The 21,868-nt window shown below is 72.5% G+C and carries 20 protein-coding genes; 16 read left to right on the top strand and 4 right to left on the bottom strand.

The window, feature by feature from the left end; translation table 11 throughout:
- The 5 genes from P1P70_RS19310 to P1P70_RS19290 form a co-directional block, all read left to right on the top strand.
- A partial coding sequence (locus P1P70_RS19310; RefSeq protein ID WP_319239269.1) for an STM4014 family protein occupies positions 1-1,170 on the top strand: 1,170 nt, incomplete at its 5' end.
- Positions 1,171-1,219: 49 nt separating this feature from the next.
- Entirely contained in the window at positions 1,220-2,026 is an 807-nt protein-coding gene (locus P1P70_RS19305; protein ID WP_319239282.1) for an STM4013/SEN3800 family hydrolase, read from the top strand.
- Complete coding sequence (locus P1P70_RS19300) at positions 2,023-3,363, top strand: STM4012 family radical SAM protein (protein WP_319239266.1); 1,341 nt, start codon at positions 2,023-2,025, stop codon at positions 3,361-3,363. The genes P1P70_RS19305 and P1P70_RS19300 overlap by 4 nt, the downstream gene beginning before the upstream one ends.
- An 8-nt stretch (positions 3,364-3,371) precedes the next feature.
- A complete protein-coding gene (locus tag P1P70_RS19295) occupies positions 3,372-4,250 on the top strand; it encodes an STM4011 family radical SAM protein (RefSeq protein ID WP_319239279.1) in 879 nt (292 codons plus the stop codon).
- Positions 4,247-4,996, top strand: a complete 750-nt coding sequence (locus P1P70_RS19290; protein WP_319239263.1) for a thioesterase II family protein — start codon at positions 4,247-4,249, stop codon at positions 4,994-4,996. Before P1P70_RS19295 ends, P1P70_RS19290 begins: the two co-directional genes overlap by 4 nt.
- Before the next feature lie 42 nt (positions 4,997-5,038).
- Here the strand turns inward: P1P70_RS19290 and P1P70_RS19285 are convergent, their stop codons facing one another.
- Positions 5,039-5,800: a response regulator gene (locus P1P70_RS19285; protein ID WP_319239260.1), complete on the bottom strand. Its 762-nt coding sequence runs from the start codon at positions 5,798-5,800 to the stop codon at positions 5,039-5,041.
- The gene (locus P1P70_RS19280) at positions 5,797-7,440 is read right to left on the bottom strand and encodes an ATP-binding protein (protein WP_319239257.1); all 1,644 of its coding nucleotides are present in this window, start codon (positions 7,438-7,440) and stop codon (positions 5,797-5,799) included. Before P1P70_RS19280 ends, P1P70_RS19285 begins: the two co-directional genes overlap by 4 nt.
- 333 nt (positions 7,441-7,773) lie before the next feature.
- Between P1P70_RS19280 and P1P70_RS19275 the strand changes: the two genes are divergently transcribed.
- Genes P1P70_RS19275 through P1P70_RS19265 form a run of 3 tightly spaced genes read left to right on the top strand, consistent with a single transcriptional unit; the run spans position 7,774 to position 10,800 of the window.
- The gene (locus P1P70_RS19275; RefSeq protein ID WP_319239275.1) at positions 7,774-8,757 is read left to right on the top strand and encodes a tripartite tricarboxylate transporter substrate binding protein; all 984 of its coding nucleotides are present in this window, start codon (positions 7,774-7,776) and stop codon (positions 8,755-8,757) included.
- Complete coding sequence (locus P1P70_RS19270; protein WP_319239254.1) at positions 8,754-9,299, top strand: tripartite tricarboxylate transporter TctB family protein; 546 nt, start codon at positions 8,754-8,756, stop codon at positions 9,297-9,299. The genes P1P70_RS19275 and P1P70_RS19270 overlap by 4 nt, the downstream gene beginning before the upstream one ends.
- Before the next feature lies 1 nt (position 9,300).
- Entirely contained in the window at positions 9,301-10,800 is a 1,500-nt protein-coding gene (locus P1P70_RS19265; protein ID WP_319239252.1) for a tripartite tricarboxylate transporter permease, read from the top strand.
- A gap of 15 nt (positions 10,801-10,815) precedes the next feature.
- Here the strand turns inward: P1P70_RS19265 and P1P70_RS19260 are convergent, their stop codons facing one another.
- Positions 10,816-11,340 carry a hypothetical protein gene (locus tag P1P70_RS19260; protein WP_319239249.1) on the bottom strand — a complete coding sequence of 175 codons (525 nt, stop codon included), beginning with the start codon at positions 11,338-11,340 and terminating at the stop codon, positions 10,816-10,818.
- A 313-nt stretch (positions 11,341-11,653) separates the two neighbouring features.
- Here P1P70_RS19260 and P1P70_RS19255 point away from each other — a divergent pair, with 313 nt between their 5' ends.
- The 3 genes from P1P70_RS19255 to P1P70_RS19245 all read left to right on the top strand — a co-directional run bounded on the left by P1P70_RS19255 (position 11,654) and on the right by P1P70_RS19245 (position 15,518).
- Positions 11,654-13,594 carry an AMP-dependent synthetase/ligase gene (locus P1P70_RS19255; protein ID WP_319239246.1) on the top strand — a complete coding sequence of 647 codons (1,941 nt, stop codon included), beginning with the start codon at positions 11,654-11,656 and terminating at the stop codon, positions 13,592-13,594.
- A gap of 114 nt (positions 13,595-13,708) precedes the next feature.
- The gene (locus P1P70_RS19250) at positions 13,709-14,143 is read left to right on the top strand and encodes a hypothetical protein (RefSeq protein WP_319239243.1); all 435 of its coding nucleotides are present in this window, start codon (positions 13,709-13,711) and stop codon (positions 14,141-14,143) included.
- A gap of 127 nt (positions 14,144-14,270) precedes the next feature.
- The gene (locus P1P70_RS19245) at positions 14,271-15,518 is read left to right on the top strand and encodes a DUF4032 domain-containing protein (protein ID WP_319239240.1); all 1,248 of its coding nucleotides are present in this window, start codon (positions 14,271-14,273) and stop codon (positions 15,516-15,518) included.
- Between the two features lie 69 nt (positions 15,519-15,587).
- Here P1P70_RS19245 and P1P70_RS19240 read toward each other — a convergent pair whose 3' ends face one another.
- Positions 15,588-16,460, bottom strand: a complete 873-nt coding sequence (locus P1P70_RS19240) for a universal stress protein (protein ID WP_319239237.1) — start codon at positions 16,458-16,460, stop codon at positions 15,588-15,590.
- A 57-nt stretch (positions 16,461-16,517) separates the two neighbouring features.
- Here P1P70_RS19240 and P1P70_RS19235 point away from each other — a divergent pair, with 57 nt between their 5' ends.
- The 5 genes from P1P70_RS19235 (at position 16,518) to P1P70_RS19215 (ending at position 21,748) form a co-directional block, all read left to right on the top strand.
- Positions 16,518-16,874 (top strand): VOC family protein, encoded by a 357-nt coding sequence (locus tag P1P70_RS19235; RefSeq protein WP_319239234.1) that lies wholly within the window; start codon positions 16,518-16,520, stop codon positions 16,872-16,874.
- A gap of 97 nt (positions 16,875-16,971) precedes the next feature.
- On the top strand, positions 16,972-18,648 hold the full coding sequence (locus tag P1P70_RS19230; RefSeq protein WP_319239231.1) for an FAD-dependent oxidoreductase: 1,677 nt from the start codon (positions 16,972-16,974) through the stop codon (positions 18,646-18,648).
- 28 nt (positions 18,649-18,676) lie between these two features.
- Positions 18,677-20,161, top strand: a complete 1,485-nt coding sequence (locus P1P70_RS19225) for an ATP-binding protein (RefSeq protein ID WP_319239228.1) — start codon at positions 18,677-18,679, stop codon at positions 20,159-20,161.
- The gene (locus tag P1P70_RS19220; RefSeq protein ID WP_319239225.1) at positions 20,158-20,508 is read left to right on the top strand and encodes a UBP-type zinc finger domain-containing protein; all 351 of its coding nucleotides are present in this window, start codon (positions 20,158-20,160) and stop codon (positions 20,506-20,508) included. Before P1P70_RS19225 ends, P1P70_RS19220 begins: the two co-directional genes overlap by 4 nt.
- Before the next feature lie 253 nt (positions 20,509-20,761).
- Entirely contained in the window at positions 20,762-21,748 is a 987-nt protein-coding gene (locus tag P1P70_RS19215; protein WP_319239272.1) for a pyridoxal-phosphate dependent enzyme, read from the top strand.
- Positions 21,749-21,868 lie beyond the last annotated feature (120 nt).

Here is a 21,868-nt window from a genome sequence, read left to right as displayed (position 1 = left end):
GGTTGGAACGGTGCGGCGGGGAGGGGACCCGGCTCGTACAGGTGGGTGGTCGTCGGGAACGGGGAGAACCGTCGGGTCGGGCTGTTCGTGACGGCGGCCGAGGCGGCCGGCGCCGGGACGCCGCGTGTCGTCGAGTGGCGGGACGTGCTGCGCGACGGCGGCCACGGGTTCGCCGACGACGAGATCGTCCGGCTGGAGTCGCCGGGCGAGAACGCCGAGGTTGACCGGCTGTTGCGAGACGTCGACGACCCGACGCGGGTGGAGGGCTCGGCCACCTGGTACGCCCGTTTCCTGGCCGCCGTGGGCTCACTTCGGGGCGGGGTGCGGCTGGACGGTCCGAAGGATCTGGCGGTGCTGTTCGACAAGCGGCTGTGCCACGCCCGGCTCCGCGCGGCGGGGGTCCCGGTGCCGCCGTCGCCCACCTCGGGCGGCACGCTCGCGGTGCGCGGCTGGGACGACGTGCGGGCGGTGATGCGGGAGCACGGCATGCCGCGTGTCTTCGTGAAACCGGCCCATGGTTCCTCCGCGTCCGGTGTGCTGGCCGTCGAGTCGTCGGCGAGCGGACGGCTGCGGGCCACCACCTCGGTGGAGGTGTCCGGGGACGGCGGGCCGCACGCCCCGCCGCGGCTGCACAACTCCCTGCGGGTGCGGCGCTACTCGGACGAGCGGGAGATCGCCGGCATCGTCGACGCCCTCGCGGCCGACGGCCTGCACATCGAGCGCTGGCTGCCGAAGGCGTCCGCGCAGGGCAGGTCCGCCGATCTGCGGGTGCTGGTCGTGGCGGGCCGGGCCACGCACGCGGTCGTCCGCACCAGCCGTTTCCCGATGACCAACCTCCATCTCGGCGGGGCACGGGGCGATCTGACCTCGGTCGTGGACGCGGCGGGCGACCGCTGGCGGCAGGCGCTGGACATCTGCGAACGGGCCGCCGCCTGCTTCCCGGACACACTGTGTGTCGGCGTGGACCTGCTGCCGGCGATCGGCTGGCGCCGGTTCACCGTGGGCGAGGTCAATGCGTTCGGCGATCTGCTGCCCCGGCTGACCGGACTGCCGGGCGGCCCGGCGGAAGGCCTCGACACCTACGCGGCACAACTCGCGGCGGTGCGGGGCGCGATGCTCCCGGCGCTCGCGCACCACCCCCAGGCAAGGAAAGACCATGCACGCTTCTGACCGGACCGACACGGCCCAGCGGCCCTCGGAAACCGCTCGGCCGCCCGACATGAACGAGGTGGTGGGCCGCGACGACCTGCTGCTGCTCACCCTCGACACCCTGCGGTACGACGTGGCGGTACGGCTCGTGCGTGAGGGCCGGCTGCCGAACCTGGCCGCCCGCATGCCGGGCGGCACCTGGGAGAAGCGGCACGCGCCCGGCAGTTTCACCTACGCCTCGCACCAGGCGATGTTCGCCGGGTTCCTGCCCACCCCGGCCACGCCGGGGCCGCATCCCCGGCTCTTCGCGGGCCGGTTCGCCGGCAGCGAGACCACCGAGGGGCGCACCTTCGTCTTCGACACTCCCGACCTGGTCTCGGGGCTCGCCGCGCACGGCTACCGCACGGTGTGCATCGGTGGGGTCGGCTTCTTCAACAAGCAGGGCGCGCTCGGCAGCGTCCTGCCGGACCTGTTCCAGGAGAGTCACTGGGAGCCGGAGTTCTCCGTCGCGTCACCGACGTCGTTCGAGTCCCAGGTGGCCCGCGCCGAGCGGGTCGTGGCCGAACTCCCCGCCGACCGGCGGCTGTTCCTCTTCCTCAACGCCTCGGCGCTGCACCAGCCCAACTGGTTCCATCTGCCGGGCGCCACCCGCGAGGCGGGAGACAGCCCGGCCACGCACGCGGCGGCCCTGGAGTACGTCGACCGGCACATCGGTCGGCTCTTCGCCGCGATGAGTTCACGGCGCCGCTGCTTCGCCGTCGTCTGCTCCGACCACGGGACCACCTACGGCGAGGACGGGTACACCGGACACCGCCTCGGCCACGAGGCCGTGTGGACCGTCCCCTACAGCCACTTCTTCCTGGAGCCGTCCGCATGACCGTGACCGCGCCACTGGTCCGCCCCTACCAGCACTACGTCTACGCCTACCCGCACAAGACGGCCTACCGGCGGCTGCCGGGCGGCCCGCTGCTCGCGGACCTGTGGACCGGTGAGTCCCGGCAGGCGCTGTCGCTGTACGCGCACATACCGTTCTGCGAGGTGCGCTGCGGCTTCTGCAACCTCTTCACACGGATCGGCGCGCCCGACGGGCTGACCGGCCGCTATCTCGACGCCCTCGAACGTCAGGCGATCGCGGTGCGGGAGGCCCTCGGGGACGCGGAGCCGGTGCGCTTCGCGAACGCCGCGTTCGGCGGTGGCACACCGACCTATCTGGAGGCCGCAGAGCTGGAGCGGCTCTGCGACATCGCCGAGCGGCACATGGGCGCCGACCTGCGGGCGATCCCGCTGTCGGTCGAGGCCTCCCCGGCCACGGCGACCGCCGACCGGCTGTCCGTGCTGGCCGAGCGGGGCGCCACGCGGCTGAGCCTCGGCGTGCAGAGCTTCGTGCCGGAGGAGGCGCGCGCGGCCGTACGACCGCAGCGGCGGTCCGACGTGGAGGCGGCGCTGACACGGATCCGGGACGCCGGCCTCCCCGTCCTGAACATCGACCTGATCTACGGCATCGACGGGCAGACGGCGGCCAGTTGGCGGGTGTCGCTGGACGCGGCCCTCGCCTGGCGGCCGGAGGAGATCTACCTGTATCCGCTGTACGTCCGGCCACTCACGGGCCTCGGCCGGAACGCCGACCCGGCCCTCGCGGACCGCGAGTGGGACGAGACCCGGCTGCGGCTCTACCGCGAGGGCCGCGACCACCTCCTCGCACACGGCTACGAGCAGGTGTCCATGCGGATGTTCCGCCGCGCGGACGCACCGCCGCAGGGCCCGGACGACCACGCCTGCCAGACCGACGGCATGATCGGCCTGGGCTGCGGAGCCCGTTCGTACACGTCGACGGTGCACTACTCCTTCGACTACGCGGTGAACATGGGCCAGATCCGCACGATCATCGACGACTACACCGCCACCGAGGACTTCTCCCGGGCCGTCCACGGCCGGGTGGTCGACGAGGACGAGGCGCGCCGCCGCCATCTGCTGCAGTCGCTGCTCCAGGCGCGGGGGCTGCCGGTGGCGGACTACCGGGGGCGGTTCGGTTCGGACCCGTACGCGGACTTCCCCGTGGAGCTGGACCTGCTGGCCGCGCGCGGCTGGCTGGCGGACACGGACCCCGGCCTGCTGCGGCTGTCCGCCGAGGGGCTGGCGCACTCGGACGCCATCGGCCCCGAGTTCTTCTCCCCCGCCGTCCGCGCGGCGATGGCCGCGTACGAGCCGAAGTGACGGCGCCCGTGGACCTGACGATCCTCTACCGGGGCCCGCTCGCCTCCTGCGACTACGACTGCCCCTACTGCCCGTTCGCCAAGCGCCGCGACTCCACGGAACGGCTGCGGGCCGACCGCGCGGCCCTGGAGCGTTTCACCGCCTGGGCCCGGGAACAGACCGGCGACCGGCTCTCGGTGCTGTTCACGCCGTGGGGCGAGGGGCTGGTGCGCTCCTGGTACCGCAAGGCCCTGGTCGAGCTCTCCCACGAGCCGCACATCGACCGGGTGGCGATCCAGACGAACCTGAGCTGCCGCACCGAGTGGCTGTCGGACGCCGACCCGGACACGGTGGCCCTGTGGTGCACGTACCACCCGGGGCAGACGCCGTACGAGAGGTTCCTCGGCAAGGCACTCCGACTCGCCGCCAACGGGATCCGCTTCAGCGTGGGGATCGTCGGACTGCCCGAGCACCTGGAGCACGCCCGGCGGCTGCGCGCGGAGCTACCGGAGCAGGTGTACCTGTGGGTGAACGCCGCCGAGGGGCACACCTACACCGACGAAGAGGCCGCGCTCTGGACCGAGTTGGACCCCCTCTTCCCCTTCAGCCGCCACCCGCACCGCTCGGCGGGCCGTGCCTGCCGCACCGGCTCCACGGTCGTGTCGGTGGACGGGGAGGGCACGGTTCGACGTTGCCACTTCGTGAAGGCCGAACTGGGCAATCTCTACGACGGTTCCTTCCGTGCGGCACTCGCGCCCCGCGCCTGCCCGTTGTCCGTCTGCGACTGCCACATCGGCTACGTTCACCTCGAAACGCTCCCCCTGTACGACGTGTTCGCGGGCGGCGTCCTGGAACGCGTGCCGACGCCGGCGGCACGACGAGGAATCGGAAGGCGAGTGGGTCCATGACCTCAGCGGTCGACAGCGGTTCGTGGCTGCGGCGTTACCGGCCCGCCCCCGAGGGGGCCGTGCGGCTGCTGTGTCTGTCGCACGCGGGCGGTTCGGCGAGCGCCTACCACCCCATGGCGCTGGCGCTCGCGCCGGCGGCCGATGTGCTGGCCGCGCAGTACCCGGGGCGCCAGGACCGTTTCGCCGAGCCGCCGTCGGAGGACCTGCGGGAGCTGGCCGGGCGGATCGTCGAGGCCGTCACCGGCGACGACGACCGGCCGCTCGCCCTCTTCGGGCACAGCATGGGCGCGGTGGTCGCCTACGAGGTGGCGCTGGCACTCCAGGCGGCCGGCCGGCCCCCGGTGCGGCTGTTCGTCTCGGGGCGACGCGCCCCCTCAACGCACCGGGCCGGCCCCGCGCTGCACCTCGGCAGCGATGCCGAACTGCTGCGGGCGGTGCGCCGGTTGGGCGGCACCGACGGACGGGTCTTCGACGACGAGGAGCTGGTGCAGCTCGTGCTGCCGGCGCTGCGCGGCGACTACAAGGCGCTGGAGACGTACGAGCCGCGCCCCGACGGCCGGCTGACCTGTCCGGTCACCGTCCTCACCGGCGACGCCGACCCCGTGACGCCGGTGGCGGACGCGCGGGCCTGGAGTGGCCACACCGAGGGGCCGACCGAGCTGTGTGTGTTCCCCGGCGGCCACTTCTACCTCAACGAGCGACCGGAGGAGGTCGTCGGCGTCGTACGCCGGCACCTGGGGCTGTAGCCGGGCGGGCCGACGGGAAGGGTGAGCCCGGGGCCGGGGGCCTCAGACCCGCCAGCTGTAGCGCCGCTCCGGGCGCCCGGCCACGCCGTAGCGCAGGGAGACGTCCGCGCTGCCGGTGCCGTGGAAGTACTCCAGGTAGCGGCGGGCGCTGACCCGGGAGATGCCGGTGAGGGTGGCGCACTCGGTGGCGGAGAGGGTGCCGTCGGCGGCGCGCAGGGTGGCCTCGATCAGCTCGGCGGTCTCCACGCTCATGCCCTTGGGCAGGGCGCCGGCCGTCGACGCCGGCGCGGTGGCTCCGGCGAGGACCCGGTCGACGTCGGCCTGGCCGCGGACGACGGTGGTGAGCAGCCGGCCCCGCTGGGCGGCGTACCGCTGGAGCCGGGAGCGCAGTTCCTCGAACTCGAAGGGCTTGAGGAGGTAGTCGACGACGCCGTGGCGGACCGCGCCGCGCACGCTGTCGGCCTCCCGGGCGGCGCTGATGACCATGACGTCGCAGTCGTGTCCGGCGGTGCGCAGCCGGGGTATGACGTCGAGGCCGAAGCCGTCGGGGAGGTAGAGGTCGAGGAGGACGAGGTCGGGGCGGAGTTCGTCGACGGCGGCGACGGCCTGTTCGCCGGTGCTGGCGACGCCGACCACATGGAACGGCTCGACGCGTTCGACGAAGGTGCGGTGGACCCGGGCCACCATGAAGTCGTCGTCGACCACGAGCACGTCGATGGTGCCGGGCGTGCTGCTCGGGCCGGACGGCCCGCTGCTCGTGCCGGGCGGGCTGCTCGTGCCGGGCGGGCTGCTCGTGCCGGTCATGGTGTCGCTCCTTCCGCCACCGCGTCGGCGAGGTGGCTGACGGTCATGCGGGCGGTGAACATGGCCCCGTCGGGGGTGTTGGTCACCGAGATCTCACCGCCGTGGCGTTCGCAGACCAGGCGGGTGAGGGCCAGGCCGATGCCGCGTTCGCCTTCCCGGGCGGCCTTGGTGGTGAAACCGTGGGAAAAGACCTCACGGGCGAGTTCGGGGGCCACACCGGGGCCCGAGTCGCGGACGACGATCTCCACGCTGGAGGCGTCCTGGCGCAGTTCCACCTCGACCCAGGCCTCGCGGGCGTCGGCGCCGGCCCAGCGGTCGGGGTCGTCGGGCGCGGTCGTGGTGGCGGCCGCGTCCACGGCGTTGTCGACGAGGTTGCCGACGACGGTCGCCACGTCGGCGGCGTCCTCGGGGGCGAGCCGGTCGAGGTTGGTGGCGTCCGAGATCCGGAGAGTGACCCGGCGTTCGGCGGCCAGCGAGGTCTTCGCCGTGAGCAGGGCGGCGACGGCGGTGTCGCGGACGCGGCGGCTGAGGGTGACGTCGAGGGAGTGGCGGTGCCGGCTCAGCGCCCGGATGTAGTGGACGACCTCGTCCTGCTCGCCGATCTGGATGAGCCCGGAGATGGTGTGGAGCTGGTTGGCGAACTCGTGGGCCTGGGCGCGCAGCAGCTCGGAGGAACTGCGGAAGGAGCCGATCTCGCGTTCGAGGCGGGCCAGCTCGGTGCGGTCCCGGAGGGTGGTGACCGAGCCGAGGTGGCGGCCGTCCTTGGTGACGGTCATGCGGTTCATCACCAGGACCCGGCCCCGGCGGATCACGACCTCGTCGCGCTGGTGGGACGTCTCCGCCTGGGCCCCGGCCAGGACGTCCCGCAGCCGTCCCTCGACGCCGAGGTCGGTGAGGCTCTTGCCGACGCAGTCCTCGGGCAGGTCCAGCAGGCGCCGGCCCATCTCGTTGACGAGGGTGAGCCGGTGGTGGGGGTCGAGGGCGATCACGCCCTCGGCGATGCCGTAGAGCATGGCCTCGCGGTGTTCGGCGAGGCCGGCGATCTCCTGGGGTTCCAGGCCGAGGGTCTGCCGTTTGACGCGGCGGGCGAGCAGCCAGGAGCCGACGAGGCCGAGGCCGCTGGCGATGCCGAGGTAGGCGAGGAGGTAGGAGGAGGCGCCGCTGAGGCGCTGCCACACGGTCGGGGAGGCCTCCCCGATCATGACCGTGCCCAGCAGCAGGCCGAGGTTGTCGTTGGTGGTCGCGCCGAGCACGGGGACCTGGGCCACGAGCTCGCGGCTGCCGTCCAGGGTCAGTGAGCCGGACCAGCCCCGGCCCGCGACGGCGCCCTCGCCCACCGGCATCGGGTCGCCGATCGCCGTGGGGTCGGTGGAGCTGACGATCCGGCCGTCGGCGTCGGCGACGGTGACCGAGGTGACCCCGGACTGGGTCTGGGTGGAGTTCACCAGGGGGGCCAGCGCCTCGTGCGCGACGGGCCGCGCGAGGCGGTCCCGGACCAGCGGGTTGGCGGCGAGCTGCTCGGCGAGCGCGGTGACCCGGCGGCCCTCGACCCGGTTGAAGGTCGCCGCCGACTGCGTGAGCGAGACCGCCGCGACCGCCAGCAGCACCACCACGACGATGGCGAGCTGGAGGACCAGCATCTCGCCTGCGAGGGTATGGCGACGGAACACCACGACGGACTCTTCTCTCGTGCCGACGCCGCCTGGGGCGTCTCGATCTTCTCTCGTGCCGACGCCGCCCGGGGCGTCTCGCGGCCGGGGGCGGCCTTGTGCGGTGGGTCGCACAATCATGGCGCCCGAGTGCGATCCGGGAAAGAGAGGTGTGGGGGACGTGCCCATAAGGTGACAGGGGCCGTGACCACTACGACCACAACCTCCGTTGCTTCCGTAAGGGCGTCAGGACCGTCCCGCGCGGGCACGATGTGGCCCAGGTCACCCTTCCCCCCTCGACCCGACCGACAGGTGGTGGCATTCGTGCAGCTGCGCACCCCGCTCGCCCTGCTCGGGGCGGCCGTGCTCGTGCTCGTGGGACCGCCCCTGCTGTCCACCGGCGGCGGCACCGAGACCGGCACACAGATCCCCGGCCTGCGTTTCATGGTGCCGAACACCCCGGGCGGCGGCTACGACATCACGGCGCGGACGGCCGCGAAGAACGCCGAGGACGCCGGGCTCACCCACAACATCGAGGTGTTCAACCTGCCCGGCGCCGGTGGCACGGTCGGTCTGAGCCGGCTGGTGAGCGAGCACGGCAACGGCAGGCTCGCGATGTCGATGGGGCTCGGTGTCGTCGGCGCCGTCCGCTCCAACGACGCGCCGAAGACCCTCGCCGACACCACACCGATCGCCCGCCTCACCGAGGAGCAGGACGTCGTGGTGGTCGCCAAGGACTCCCCGTACAAGACGATCGACGAACTCGTCGGGGCCTGGAAGGAGGACCCGGGGAAGCTGCCGGTGGGCGGAGGTTCGGCGCCGGGCGGGCCCGACCATCTGGCGCCGATGCTGATGGCGCAGGCCGCCGGGATCGCGCCGAAGGACGTCAACTACATCCCGTTCGACGGCGGCGGTGAGCTGCTCGCCTCGATCCTGGGCGACAAGGTCGCCTTCGGGGTGTCCGGGGTCGGCGAGTACCTGGACCAGATCAAGGCGGGCGAGCTGCGGCTGCTCGCGGTGACCGGCCCGAAGCGGGTCGCCGGGCTGGACGCGCCGACCCTCCAGGAGGCCGGCTACGACGTCAACTTCACCAACTGGCGCGGCATCGTCGCCCCGCCCGGCCTCACCGAGGCCGAGCGGGACAAGCTCACCCGGCTGATCGAGGAGCTGCACGACTCGCCGGAGTGGCGGCAGTCCATGAAGCAGAACGGCTGGGACGACGCGTTCCTCACCGGTGACGCGTTCGGCGACTTCCTGGACGCCCAGGACAGGCGCGTGGTGTCGGTGCTGAAGGAGCTTGGACTGTGACGACGGAAACCGACACCACCGGCACTCCCCCGACACCCGCCGAGGAGCGGCGCTCCTGGCTGCGCGACCACTCCGAGCTCGGCGTCTGCGTTCTCCTGCTGGCGCTCGGCGTCCTGGTCCTGACCGACGCGCTCACCATGGACGTCGACATCGCGCAGCGCGGCCCGGTCGGCCCGAAGACCGTGCCGATCGTGGTCGGCGGCGGGCTGCTGCTGATCGCCGCGCTGCTCGCGGTGGACGTACTGCGCGGCGGCCGGGGCGAGGCCGAGGGCGGCGAGGACATCGACCTGTCCGAACCCGCCGACTGGCGCACGGTCCTGCTGCTGGCCGGGGTGTTCCTCGGCGCGGCCGTCCTCATCGAACCGCTCGGCTTCCCCATATCCGGCGCCCTGCTGTTCTGGGGCGCGGCGTACGCCCTCGGCAGCCGGCACCTCGACCGTGACCCGCTGATCGCGGCCGTCATCTCCCTGGTCACGTACGCCGTGTTCGACAAGCTGCTCGGGGTGCCTCTGCCCGGCGGTCCGCTGATGGGAGTGCTCTGACATGGACGCCTTCAGCTCCCTCCTCGACGGCTTCGGTACGGCGCTGACACCGATCAACCTGCTGTGGGCCGCGATCGGTGTGCTGCTGGGCACGGCGATCGGGGTGCTGCCCGGGATCGGGCCCGCGATGGCGGTGGCGCTGCTGCTGCCGGTGACGTACGGGCTGAACCCGGTCGGCGCGTTCATCATGTTCGCGGGCATCTACTACGGGGCGATGTTCGGCGGTTCCACCACCTCGATCCTTCTGAACACGCCCGGGGAGAGCGCGGCCGTGGTCGCGGCCATGGAGGGCAACCCGATGGCCAAGTCGGGGCGCGGCGCGCAGGCGCTGGCGGCGGCCGCCATCGGCCACTTCGCGGGCGGCATGGTCGGCACGGTCCTGCTGGTGGCGCTGGCGCCGAAGGTCGCCGAGCTGGCCGTGGACATCGGCGCCCCGGACTACTTCGCGATCATGGTGCTGGCGTTCATCGCCGTGACGTCCGTCCTCGGCTCGTCCCGCATCCGGGGCCTCGCCTCCCTCCTGATCGGCCTGACGATCGGTCTGGTGGGCCTGGACCAGATGACCGGCCAGCAGCGGCTGACCTTCGGTTCCCTCCAGCTCGCCGACGGAGTGGACGTGGTGATCGTCGCGGTCGGGCTCTTCGCCATCGGGGAGGCCCTGTGGGTCGCCGCCCACCTGCGGCGCAGTCCGCCCGAACCGATCCCGGTGGGCCGGCCGTGGCTCGGCCGTTCGGATGTGAAGCGGAGCTGGAAGTCCTGGGCGCGGGGCCCGTTCATCGGCTTCCCGTTCGGCGCGATCCCGGCGGGCGGCGCGGAGATCCCCACGTTCCTGTCGTACGTCACCGAGAAGCGGCTGTCGAAGCACAAGGACGAGTGGGGCAAGGGCGCCATCGAGGGCGTCGCGGGCCCGGAGTCGGCGGCGTCGGCCTCGGCGGCGGGCACCCTCGTCTCCATGCTGACCCTGGGCCTGCCGACCACGGCGGTCGCGGCGGTCATGCTGGCCGCCTTCCAGCAGTACGGCATCCAGCCGGGCCCGCTGCTCTTCGAACGCGAGCCGGACCTCGTGTGGGGCCTGATCGCCTCCCTCTTCGTCGGCATGGTCCTCCTGCTGGCCCTCAACCTGCCGCTGGCCCCGCTGTGGGCGAAGCTGCTGCGGATCCCGCGCCCGTATCTCTACGCGGGGATCCTGTTCTTCGCGGCGGTCGGCGCGTACGCGGTCGGCGGTGAGGTGATCGACCTGGTGATCCTGCTGGTCATCGGCCTGATCGGCTTCGGCATGCGCCGCTACGGCCTACCGGTGCTGCCCGCCGTCATCGGCGTGATCCTCGGCCCCAACGCCGAGCAGCAGTTGCGCCGGGCCCTCCAGATCAGCGACGGCAGCGTCACCGGCCTGGTGAACACGCCGTTCTCGGTGACGGTGTACGTGATCATCGCCTTGCTGCTGGCGTGGCCGCTGCTGAGGCGGCTCGTCACCCGCGGGCGCCGCGCCGAGGCAGAGTGAGCGGCGGCCGTGCGCTCAGCCCGCGCCCCGCTCCGCCTCCTCGTGCAGGAAGGCGCTGATCTGGCCCGCGATGTCCGCGCGGCCCGGGCCGCCCGCCGGGTCGAGGAGGTCCTCGTCGACGCCGATGCCGCCGGACCACAGGTACCGCTCGGTCCACTCCTCGTCGGCGCGCAGCTGGACCTGGATGTCGAACTGGGTGAGGTGGGCCTCCGGGGCGGCCGCGTACAGGACGGAGGTGGCGCGGCGCAGCGGGTAGAGGTCGAAGCCCTCGATGAACTTGGAGTTGCGCCAGTCGAGGAAGGCGCTCTCGCCGTCGGGGCCGGTGCGGATGTCGAGCTGGCCGTCCTCCAGGTGGAGGCCGACGTGGTCGCTGCCCCGGTTCTCCACGGTGACCCGGAACCGGAAGTACGTCAGGCCCTCGGCGGCGTCGTCACGTCCGCGTGGGGGCTCGGCGCACTCCACGCCGTGGACGCGCACACGCAGGCCGGCCAGGTCGCCGTCGTACTCCTGCCAGTCCCCGATCACGTTGGGCTCGCGCACCGTCCACCTCTCCACATCGGCGGGACACCTCCCGCGTCGCGCGCACCACAGTGCCACACCCGTCAGACGTCCGGGTCCGGGGCATTACCGCCGGTCAGAGGTGATCAAGCCGTGTGCAGCGACGATTCCCGGGAGGCTCCCACGAAGGAGGTCGGGCACGTGCCGCACATCACGTTCACGGTCCACGGTGCGGATGTGCGGGGGTCGACTTGCCGATTCCCCGGGCGGGCTCCGGCGCCGTACGCTACGTTCGATCACCGCCGGTTGGCGCACCGTCGGCGAGGTCGTGTGCAGGGAAGGTTCTGAGCGTCGCATGGGCAACTTCGGCATCGCTCCACCGACGGGCCCGGTCATGACCGGAGGGCTGGCCGATCCCCTGTTCGAGACGGCGAACCACGATCCCGCGCTGCCGCAACTCGCGCGCCGTGACAGCGCCTCCCTCGCCTCCCCCGACTCCCCAGACACCTGGACGCGAGTGAGCGCGGCCGAGGCACGGGACGAAGTGTGCGATCTGGCCAAGGGGTTGATCGCGTCCGGGATCCGGCCGGGCAACCGGGTGGCCGTGATGGCGCGGACCCGGTACGAGTGGACGGTGTTCGCCGTCGCGCTGTGGGCCGTGGGCGCCGAGATCGTGCCGGTCTGCCCGACGTCGTCGCGCGAGCAGATCGAGTGGATCCTGCGGGACGCGGCCTGTGTGGGCGTGGTCGTCGAGGACGAGTTGGGTGTGATGACCGTCGGCTCGGTGTGCGCCAAGCTGCCGCTGCTGCGGTACGTGTGGCAGCTGGACGCCGAGTCCCTGCCGCAGTTGATCGAGGCGGGCCGGGACGTACCGGACGCGACGGTGGACTCGCTGCGCCGTATCGTCATGCCGGACTCCACCGCCGTGATCGCGTACACCTCGGGCACCACCGGCCGGCCCCGGGGCTGTGCCCTCTCCCACCGCAGCCTCGCCAGTCCCTGTGACGCCCTGCTCGCGGGCTGGCGGCAGACGGCGGCGGGGCCCGGCGAACAGCCGGCGATCCTGGCCTTCCTGCCGTTCTCGCACGTCTACGGTCTGATGATCCAGGGAATGTGCCTGCGCGGCGGGCTTCTCCTCGCGCACGAGCCGGAGTTCAGCGAGGAGGCGCTGTCCGCCGCACTGCGCTCGTTCCGGCCGACGTTCCTCTTCGGTGTCCCGTACCTCTTCGAGCGGATCTACAAGAACTACCTGCGCAAGGCCCAACAGGCGGGCCGGGGGCCGCTGTTCGAACGGGCGGTGCGCACCGCGCGGGACCACGCCCTCGCCGTCGAGCGCCAGCGGCTGGACACCGGTCCCGGGCCCGCGATGGATCTGAAGCTGCAACACGCCTTCTACGAGAAGACGGTGTACCGCAAACTGCGGGCGGCGCTGGGCGGCCGGGTGCGCGGCGGCTGTTCGGGCGGCTCCCCCCTCAACCGCGACCTGGCGCTGTTCTACGCGGGTATCGGCATCCTCGTGCACGACGGGTACGGCCTGACCGAGACCGCCGGGGGCATCACCGCCCAGCCCGTGGGCCGGGAGAAGTTCGGCACCGTGGGCCGGCCGCTGCCGGGCACGGAGATCCGGGTGGCGCGGGACGGGGAGATCCTGGTCAACGGGCCCTCGGTGTTCCAGGGGTACGTCAACGACGAGGCGGGCACCCGGGCGGCGCTCCACAACGGCTGGCTGGCCACGGGCGACATCGGGCGGCTGGACTCCGATGGCTATCTGTCGATCACCGGCCGCAAGAAGGAGATCATCATCACCAGCGGGGGCAAGGGGGTGGCCCCCGCGCCGCTGGAAGAGCAGCTGCGGACGCATCCGCTGATCCACCAGGCGGTCGTCGTGGGGGACAACCGGCCCTGTGTGGGCGCCCTGCTCACGCTGGACCCGGAGTTCCTCGCGCACTGGCGGGGGTCGTTGTCCGCGCCGGGCGAGCTGCTGGGGCGGGAGGCGCGGGAGGAGAACGCGCTGCGGCAGGAGGTGCTGCGGGCGATCGCCGCGGCCAACAGCACGGTGTCACGCGCGGAGTCGATCCGTGTCTACCGCATCCTGCCCGAGCCGTTCGACCTCGCCAACGGGATGCTGACGCCGTCGATGAAGCTGCGCCGGGACACCATCGTGCAGCGGTACGAGGCGGAGATCGAGGCGATGTACGCGACCTCGGCGCGCACCGCCCGCCGCACGCTCGCGGAGGAGATCGCGGGATGGGACGACTCGGACTCCGACGACGTGTTCCGACGGGCTCGGCACTGACCGCACGACCGGCCGATGACCGACCGATCACCGACCGATGACCGGCAGATGTACGGCGGCGCGATCGACCGCGCGGCCGTACGTAGAGGACACGAGGACACAGGGGGAGGATCCATGGCACGTATGGGGCCGAGAAAGCTGCTGACCACGGTGGTGGCGCTGGGCGGCGGAGCGTTTCTGTTCGGAGCGGCGGTGCTCCGGCTGGAGACGCAACTGAACGGGGTGGCGGGGCAGTTCGTCGTCGCGCGGTGCCAGGTGTCCGAGTCGCGCGGCGACGACGAGTGGTCGTGCGAAGGGTCCTTCAGGGCCGACGACGACTCCTTCCTCATCCCGGCCGTCGAGGTCGACACCACCTTCGCGACCGAGCCCACCGGGCTCGTGCCCGTCTACGTGGACGGCGAGTCGTCGACCACGGCCGTCGTACGGGACAACGGCGTCTGGCTGTACCCGGGCGCGACCGGGCTGCTGTGCCTGGTCGTGGGCGGCTGGAACGTCCGGTCCGCGCTCCGGCGGCCGAGGGAGGAGCCGGCCGCTCCGGTCCCCGCCTGACCACGGGTCGGGCCGCTGTTGACGAAACGGTCCTTCAGATGCGGAGATGCTCCAGGCAGGAGCGGGAGACCGCCCCGCCCAGGAGCACTCCGCACCACCGTGACACGAAGGCAGAGGACCAGGACCCATGGCACTGCAGATCAGCGCCACCAACCCCGAACACCCCGCGCTGCTGCTCGAACTGCCGTGGCACCTGCCGCTGGAGGAGTGGCCCGAACACCACCTCGTGCCGCTCCCCCGGGGCATCTCCCGCCACGTGGTGCGCTACGCCCGCGCGGGCGACGAGGTCGTCGCCGTCAAGGAACTCGCCGAACGGCCCGCACTGCGCGAGTACGAACTGCTGCGCGACCTCGACCGGATCGGGATCCCCGCGGTGGACGCGCTCGGTGTGGTCACCGGTCGTCTCGACGAGGCGGGCGAGCCGCTGGAGCCGGTGCTGATCACCCGGCACCTGGGCGGTTCGATGCCGTACCGCTCGATGTTCGAGACGACCATGCGCCCGGCCACCATGCACCGGCTGATGGACGCCCTCGCGGTCCTACTGGTGCGGCTGCACCTCGCCGGGTTCGCCTGGGGCGACTGCTCGCTGTCCAACACACTGTTCCGGCGGGACGCGGGCGCGTACGCGGCGTACCTGGTGGACGCCGAGACGGGCGACCTGCACGCGCGACTGAGCACCGGGCAGCGGGAGTACGACCTGGATCTGGCCCGGGTGAACATCAGCGGCGAGCTGCTGGACCTGGAGGCGTCGGGGGCGCTGCACCCGTCGGTGGACCCGATCGACTTCGGCAACGAGATCTGCTCCCGCTACCACCGGCTGTGGGAGGAGCTGACCCGCAGGTCGGTGTACCCGGCCGGGAAGTACCACTACATCGAGCGCCGGATCCGCCGTCTCAACGACCTCGGTTTCGACGTCGCCGAGATGCAGATCGAGCATGCCGACAACGGCGACACGGTGACCTTCGTGCCCAAGGTCGTCGACGCGGGCCACCACCAGCGGCAGCTGCTGCGGCTGACCGGTCTGGACACCGAGGAGAACCAGGCCCGGCGGCTGCTCACCGACCTGGAGAGCTGGATGGCCACCCAGGACGACTACGCCCCGGGCGACCCCCTGGGCGCCCGTCCCGAGGTGCTGGCCCACCGCTGGGTACGGGAGGTGTTCCGCCCGACCGTGCGGGCCGTCCCGCTCGAACTGCGCGGCACGGTGGACCCGGCGGAGATCTACCACCAGCTCCTCGAACACCGCTGGTACCTGTCCGAGCGGGCCCAGCACGACATCGGCCTGGACATGGCGGTGAAGGACTACATCGACAACGTCCTGCCGAAGACCCTGGCGCCGCTGCCGCCGGAGGTGGACGACGTCACCGCCGGGTGAGCCACCGGGCGCCCGGGGCCGGTGGCCCCGGACGGGCCGGTGGCCCCGGACGCGAGACGCCGGCGCGGGTCACTTGTGGGGGACGACCGCCACCGGGCAGTGCGCGTGGTGCAGGACGCCGTGGGCGACCGAGCCGATGCGGGCGCCGACGGCCGTACGGCGGGCACGGCGCCCGACGACCACCAGCTGCGCCCGCTGGGCCACGGACAGCAGCACCTGCCCGGCGCTGCCCATCTCGACGTGCTGGGTGACCCGCACCCCGGGGAACCGCTCCCGCCACGGCTCCAGCGCGGCGGCCAGCGCCTTCTTCTCGTACGGCTCCAGCCCACCGGCCCCGTCGAGGAGCTTCAGCGAGCCGGGGCTGTACGCGTACAGCGGGGGCAGCGTCCACGCCCGCACCGCGCGCAGGGACGCCCCCCGGGCGGCGGCCGTCTCGAACGCGAACCGCAGCGCGTCGGCACTGTCCTCCGGCGTGCCCTGCTGACCGACGACGACCTCGCGTCCGGCGGCCTCGGCGCTCGGGCCGTCCCCGGCGCGCACGAGCACGACGGGACGCGGCGACTCCACGATCACCTGCTGGCCCACGGAGCCCAGCAGGAAGCCGACCACCGCGCCGTGCCCGCGCGAGCCCAGCACCAGGGTCTCGGCGTCCTCGGCGGCGCCGACCAGCGTGTCGACCGGCGGGCCCTCCACCAGGTCCGTCGTCACCTCCAGCTCCGGGTGCCGCTCGGCCACACCCCGCGCGGCCTCGGCGAGGGCCTCCCCGGCCCAGCGCTCCTGTCCGTCCCGGTCCACGGTGACCGCCTCCTGCGGCTCCCACCGCCACGCGTGCACCACCCGCAGCGCCAGGTCCCGGCGTACGGCCTCCCGGCCGGCCCACGCCAGCGCGGCGAGGCTCTCGGGGGTACCGTCCACTGCGGCGGTGATCGGGCGCGTCGTCATCGGCCACCTCTCGGTCGTCACATGGCTGACGGGTCCAGTCTTCACTACGCTCACCGCATGACCTTGCAGTGGGAGCAGGTGCTGGTGGACGCGGCCGATCCGGCGGCCCTCGGGCGCTGGTGGGCGCAGGCCCTCGGATGGGTGGTGGTCGACGAGTCACCCGACGAGTACGAGATCCGCCCGGCACCGGAACGTCTCCCCGGCCTCCTGTTCGGGCGCAGCCCGGACGCCAAGAACGGCAAGAACCGCCTCCACCTCGACTTCCGCCCCGTCGACCAGGAGGCGGAGGTCACCCGCCTCCTCGCCCTCGGCGCCCGGCACGCGGACATCGGACAGACCGGTGACGAGCCCTGGGTCGTGCTCCAGGACCCGGAGGGCAACGAGTTCTGCGTGCTGGCCCCGCGCGCGACCTGACGGCGCCGCCGGCGTCCCGGCCCGTGGCTCCGCGGAAGCCGCGCACATCGGCGCGGTCGAACATACGATGGGCCCATTGGTCTCGGGGCGGAGGAGTATGACGCAGGCGGTCGGTCCGGCGCGGAACGTGATCCTCACGGTGGATGACGATCCCGGGGTGTCCCGCGCGGTGGCGCGGGATCTGCGCCGCAGGTACGGCGAGACGTACCGGATCGTGCGGGCGGAGTCCGGGCAGACGGCACTGGAGGCCCTGCGGGAGCTGAAGCTGCGCGGCGACCAGGTGGCGGTGATCCTGGCCGACTACCGGATGCCGGAGATGAACGGCATCGAGTTCCTGGAACAGGCCCTGGACGTGTATCCGGGGGCGCGGCGGGTCCTGCTCACCGCGTACGCCGACACCGGAGCGGCGATCGACGCGATCAACGTCATCGACCTCGACCACTATCTGCTGAAGCCGTGGGACCCGCCGGAGGAGAAGCTCTACCCGGTCCTGGACGACCTGCTCCAGGCCTGGCGGGCCGCCGACCGCACCTGTGCGGGCACCACGAAGGTGGTGGGACACCGGTGGTCGGCGCGGTCGTCCGGCGTACGGGAGTTCCTGGCCCGCAACCAGGTGCCGTACCGCTGGTTCTCGTCGGACGAGCCGGAGGGGCGGCGGCTGCTCGCGGCGGCCGGCGCGGACGGCGAGCGGCTGCCGCTGGTCGTCACCCCGGACGGTACGCCGCTGGTGGCGCCGGAGGACCCCGAGCTGGCGGAGAAGGTGGGGCTGGCGACCACGCCGGCCCAGGAGTTCTACGACCTGGTCGTCATCGGCGGCGGACCGGCCGGGCTGGGCGCGGCCGTGTACGGGGCCTCGGAGGGGCTGCGGACGCTCCTCGTGGAACGGTCGGCCACGGGCGGTCAGGCGGGCCAGAGTTCACGCATCGAGAACTACCTCGGGTTCCCCGACGGGGTGTCCGGCGGCCAGCTCACCGACCGGGCGCGCCGTCAGGCCACCAAGTTCGGCGCGGAGATCCTCTCGGCCCGCGAGGTGAGCGGTCTGGAGGTGAACGGGGCGGCGCGGACCGTCCGGTTCTCCGACGGGTCGGCGGTCGCCGCGCACAGCGTGATCCTCGCGACCGGCGTGTCGTACCGGCAGCTCGCCGCGCCGGGCTGTGCGGACCTCACCGGCTGCGGGGTGTTCTACGGCTCCGCCCTGACCGAGGCGGCCGGCTGCCAGGGGCACGACGTGTACATCGTGGGCGGCGCCAACTCGGCCGGGCAGGCGGCGATGTACCTGTCCCGGGGCGCCAAGTCGGTCACCCTCCTCGTGCGCGGCGAGTCGCTGACCGCGTCCATGTCGCACTATCTGATCCAGCAGCTCGCCGAGGCCCCCAACATCTACGTGCGGCCCGGCACGATCGTGGAGGCCGCGCACGGCACGAACCAGCTGGAGCAGCTGACGCTGAAGGACGTGGCGAGCGGGCGGGAGGAACTCGTCGACGCGCAGTGGCTGTTCGTGTTCATCGGCGCCGAGCCGCACACCGACTGGCTGGAGGAGACCGTGCTCAGGGACGAGCGCGGGTTCATCGTGGCCGGGCCGGACATGACCGCGGACGGGAGCCCGCCTGCGGGCTGGCAGCTGGACCGGCCGCCGTACCACCTGGAGACCAATGTGCCCGGGGTGTTCGTCGCCGGGGACGCGCGGTCGGAGTCCGCGAAGCGGGTCGCGTCCGCCGTGGGAGAGGGAGCGATGGCCGTGATGCTGGTGCACAGGTATCTGGAGCAGTCATGACCGGCGCGGAGGCTTCGGAGGCCGCGTCATGAGCGGGCAGCCGTCGCCGTGCGACCGGGCCGAGCTGGGCCGGCTGTTCCTGTTCGAGAAGCTGGACGACGAGCAGTTGGACCGGCTGTGCCGCGAGGGCCGGGTGGAGCGGTTCGAGCCGGGGCACGTCTACCGCGAGGGGGAGCCGGCCACCTGCTTCTTCGTGCTCCTGGAGGGCACGGTGGTGCTGTCGCGGCAGGTCGGCGACGACGACGTGGAGGTCAGCCGCAGTTCCCAGGTCGGGGTGTACGCGGGCGCCTTCCAGGCGTATCTCGGCGACCAGGCGGACCAGGCCCGTTACAAGGGCTCCATGCGGGTCACCGTCCCCTCGCGCTTCTACGTCCTGCCCGCGGCGGCCTTCGCCCAGATCATGCGCGACTGGTTCCCCATGGCGGTCCATCTGCTGGAGGGGCTGTTCTTCGGGAGCCAGAACACCCAGCGGACCATCAACCAGCGGGAACGGCTGTTGGCGCTGGGCTCGTTGTCGGCCGGACTGACGCACGAGCTGAACAACCCGGCGGCGGCCGCCGTCCGGGCGACGTCGGCGCTGCGGGAGCGGGTGGCCGGGATGCGGCACAAGCTCGGGGCGATCGCCGCCGGGCCGTACAAGCGGGCCATGCTGGAGTCGCTGGTCGATCTGCAGGAACGGACCGCCGAGCAGGTCGCGAAGGCGACCCCGCTCAGTCCGCTGGAGGCCTCCGACCGGGAGGACGAGGTGACGGACTGGCTCGACGACCACGGGATCGCGGGCGGCTGGCAGCTCGCGCCGAACTTCGTGCAGGCCGGACTCGACACCGCGTGGCTGGACCAGGTCGCGGAGGCCGTGGACGAGCACACCCTCGAAGGGGCGGTGCGCTGGCTCAACTACACCGTCGAGACCGAGCTGCTGATGAACGAGATCGAGGACTCCACGACGCGCATCACCCAGCTCGTCGACGCGGCGAAGCAGTACTCGCAGCTCGACCGCGCGCCCTACCAGAACGCCGACGTCCACGAACTCCTCGACAGCACCCTGCTGATGCTGTCCGGGAAGATCGGCGACCGCATCGAGGTGGTGAAGGAGTACGACCGCACACTGCCGCGCATCCCCGCGTATCCGGGTGAGCTGAACCAGGTGTGGACGAACCTGATCGACAACGCGGTCTCGGCGATCAACGACACCGGGGGCGCGGGTACGCTGACGGTACGGACGGCGCTGGACCACCGGGACCAGGTGCTGGTGGAGTTCCGTGACACCGGTCCCGGCATCCCGGCGGAGATCAAGGGCCGTATCTTCGACCCGTTCTTCACCACCAAGCCGGTCGGACAGGGCACCGGGCTCGGCCTCGACATCTCCTGGCGCATCGTCGTCAACAAGCACCACGGACACATCGAGGTCCACTCCCGGCCGGGGGAAACCCGCTTCCAGGTCTTCCTGCCGCTGACGGCACCTGCGGCCGACCTGGACCTCACGCTCGCCGACGATCCCGAGGAGACCTCATGACCCTGCCCGCCGGAATCGACCCCGCCGTTCCGCCGAGCGGCGACGGGTGCGTGGAGTGCGAGGAGGCCGGCGGCTGGTGGTTCCACCTGCGACGCTGCGCCCAGTGCGGGCATGTCGGCTGCTGCGACTCCTCCCCGGCCCAGCACGCCACGGCCCACGCGGGGGCCACCGGGCATCCCTTCGTGCAGAGCTTCGAACCGGGCGAGTCCTGGTTCTGGAACTACGAGACCTCCGAGATGTACGAGTCGGGGCCGGACCTCGCGCCGCCCCTCAGCCATCCCGAGGGACAGCCGACGCCGGGCCCTGCGGGGCGCGTCCCGCGGAACTGGACCGAGGCACTGCACTGACGGGGCCGCGTTGTCGGGTGCGGCCCGGTGGGGCTTCTCGCGCAGTTCCCCGCGCCCCTGAAAAGCAGGGGCTGCGCCCCGTGCTTTTCAGGCCCACCACCCTCGCCTTTCAGGCCTGCGGGGCCGTGGTCTTCCAGGCCCGCAGGGGCCTGGTCTTTCAGGGGCGCGGGGAACTGCGCGAGAAGCCCCACGCACCCGCACCCGACAACGCACCCCCACAAAACCCCGCCCCACCGAACGGAGTGACATCGTGTTGATCGGGATCGGCGAGATCCAGGACGCCGCCCAGCGAATCGCCGGCCACGTCGTGCGGACGCCCACCGTGCCGAGCGCGGGGCTGTCCGCGCTCCTCGGCGCCCCCGTGACCACCAAGCTGGAACTGCTGCAGCGGACCGGCTCGTTCAAGTCCCGCGGCGCGACGGCGAAGCTGCTCACGCTGTCGGAGGCCGAGCGGGCGGCCGGGGTCGTGGCGGTCAGCGGTGGCAACCACGGCATCGCGCTGGCGCACATGGCCGCAGCGCTGCACATCAAGGCGACCGTGGTGATGTCCCGGTCCGCGCCCCGGCGCGCCGCCGACCTCGTGGAGGCCGCCGGAGCCTCGCTGCGGCTCACCGACGGGATGGCGGAGGCGTTCGCACTGACCGAGCGGCTCCGGTCGGAGGGCCTCACCCTCGTCCACCCGTTCGACGATCCGTTGGTGATCGCCGGGCAGGGCACCGTGGGCCTGGAGTTCGCCGAGGACCTGGAGAGCTCCGGGGCGTCATCGGAGACCGGCGCGCTCACGGACGTGCTCGTCAGCATCGGTGGCGGCGGCCTCGTAGCCGGTGTCGCCGCCGCGTTCAAGGCCCTGCTGCCCGGCGTCCGCGTCTGGGGCGTGGAGACCGTCGGCGCCACGGCCATGAGCGAGGCGATCGCGGCGGGCGGCCCCGTGACCGTCCCGCTCTCCTCCGTCGTCACCACCCTCAGCGCGCCCTCCGTCTCCCGGCTCACCTACGACCATGTGACCGCCCTGGTCGAGGACGTCCTCGTGGTGCCCGACGCCGAGGCCGTGCGCGGGGTCCTCGACTTCGCCGAACACGGCAAGGTGTGGACAGAACCGGCCGCCGGCTGTCTGCTGCCCGCCGCCCGCCAGGTCCTCGAGCGCGTCGGCGCCGGCGCGCGGCTCGGCCTCGTGGTCTGCGGCGGCAACGCGACGACGGCCGACATCACGGCGTGGGCACGCCGGTTCGAGCTGGAGTGACGCGGAGGTCTCCCACCCCAACGCCCTTGTCCGGCACAGCACTTGAGATCGCTCACGGTCATCGGTCATCGGTCATGGTCACCCGGCACAATGCTCGGGTGACCACCCCCACTCCCCTCC

Origin of the sequence: Streptomyces sp. MB09-02B (assembly GCF_033794485.1) — a bacterium.
In the GTDB taxonomy this organism is placed as follows: Bacteria; Actinomycetota; Actinomycetes; order Streptomycetales; family Streptomycetaceae; genus Streptomyces.
The sequence above is the reverse complement of the archived record's forward strand: the minus strand, read 5'-3'. Positions and strand labels throughout refer to the sequence as shown.

Bases quoted from the DNA above. Each gene is read 5' to 3' on its own strand.
- P1P70_RS19305 (WP_319239282.1), top strand. From the start codon at position 1,220: ATGAACGAGGTGGTGGGCCGCGACGACCTGCTGCTGCTCACCCTCGAC.
- P1P70_RS19300 (WP_319239266.1), top strand. From the start codon at position 2,023: ATGACCGTGACCGCGCCACTGGTCCGCCCCTACCAGCACTACGTCTAC.
- P1P70_RS19290 (WP_319239263.1), top strand. From the start codon at position 4,247: ATGACCTCAGCGGTCGACAGCGGTTCGTGGCTGCGGCGTTACCGGCCC.
- P1P70_RS19285 (WP_319239260.1), bottom strand. From the start codon at position 5,800: ATGACCGGCACGAGCAGCCCGCCCGGCACGAGCAGCCCGCCCGGCACG.
- P1P70_RS19280 (WP_319239257.1), bottom strand. From the start codon at position 7,440: ATGCTGGTCCTCCAGCTCGCCATCGTCGTGGTGGTGCTGCTGGCGGTC.
- P1P70_RS19265 (WP_319239252.1), top strand. From the start codon at position 9,301: ATGGACGCCTTCAGCTCCCTCCTCGACGGCTTCGGTACGGCGCTGACA.
- P1P70_RS19255 (WP_319239246.1), top strand. From the start codon at position 11,654: ATGGGCAACTTCGGCATCGCTCCACCGACGGGCCCGGTCATGACCGGA.
- P1P70_RS19250 (WP_319239243.1), top strand. From the start codon at position 13,709: ATGGCACGTATGGGGCCGAGAAAGCTGCTGACCACGGTGGTGGCGCTG.
- P1P70_RS19245 (WP_319239240.1), top strand. From the start codon at position 14,271: ATGGCACTGCAGATCAGCGCCACCAACCCCGAACACCCCGCGCTGCTG.
- P1P70_RS19240 (WP_319239237.1), bottom strand. From the start codon at position 16,460: ATGACGACGCGCCCGATCACCGCCGCAGTGGACGGTACCCCCGAGAGC.
- P1P70_RS19235 (WP_319239234.1), top strand. From the start codon at position 16,518: ATGACCTTGCAGTGGGAGCAGGTGCTGGTGGACGCGGCCGATCCGGCG.
- P1P70_RS19230 (WP_319239231.1), top strand. From the start codon at position 16,972: ATGACGCAGGCGGTCGGTCCGGCGCGGAACGTGATCCTCACGGTGGAT.
- P1P70_RS19225 (WP_319239228.1), top strand. From the start codon at position 18,677: ATGAGCGGGCAGCCGTCGCCGTGCGACCGGGCCGAGCTGGGCCGGCTG.
- P1P70_RS19220 (WP_319239225.1), top strand. From the start codon at position 20,158: ATGACCCTGCCCGCCGGAATCGACCCCGCCGTTCCGCCGAGCGGCGAC.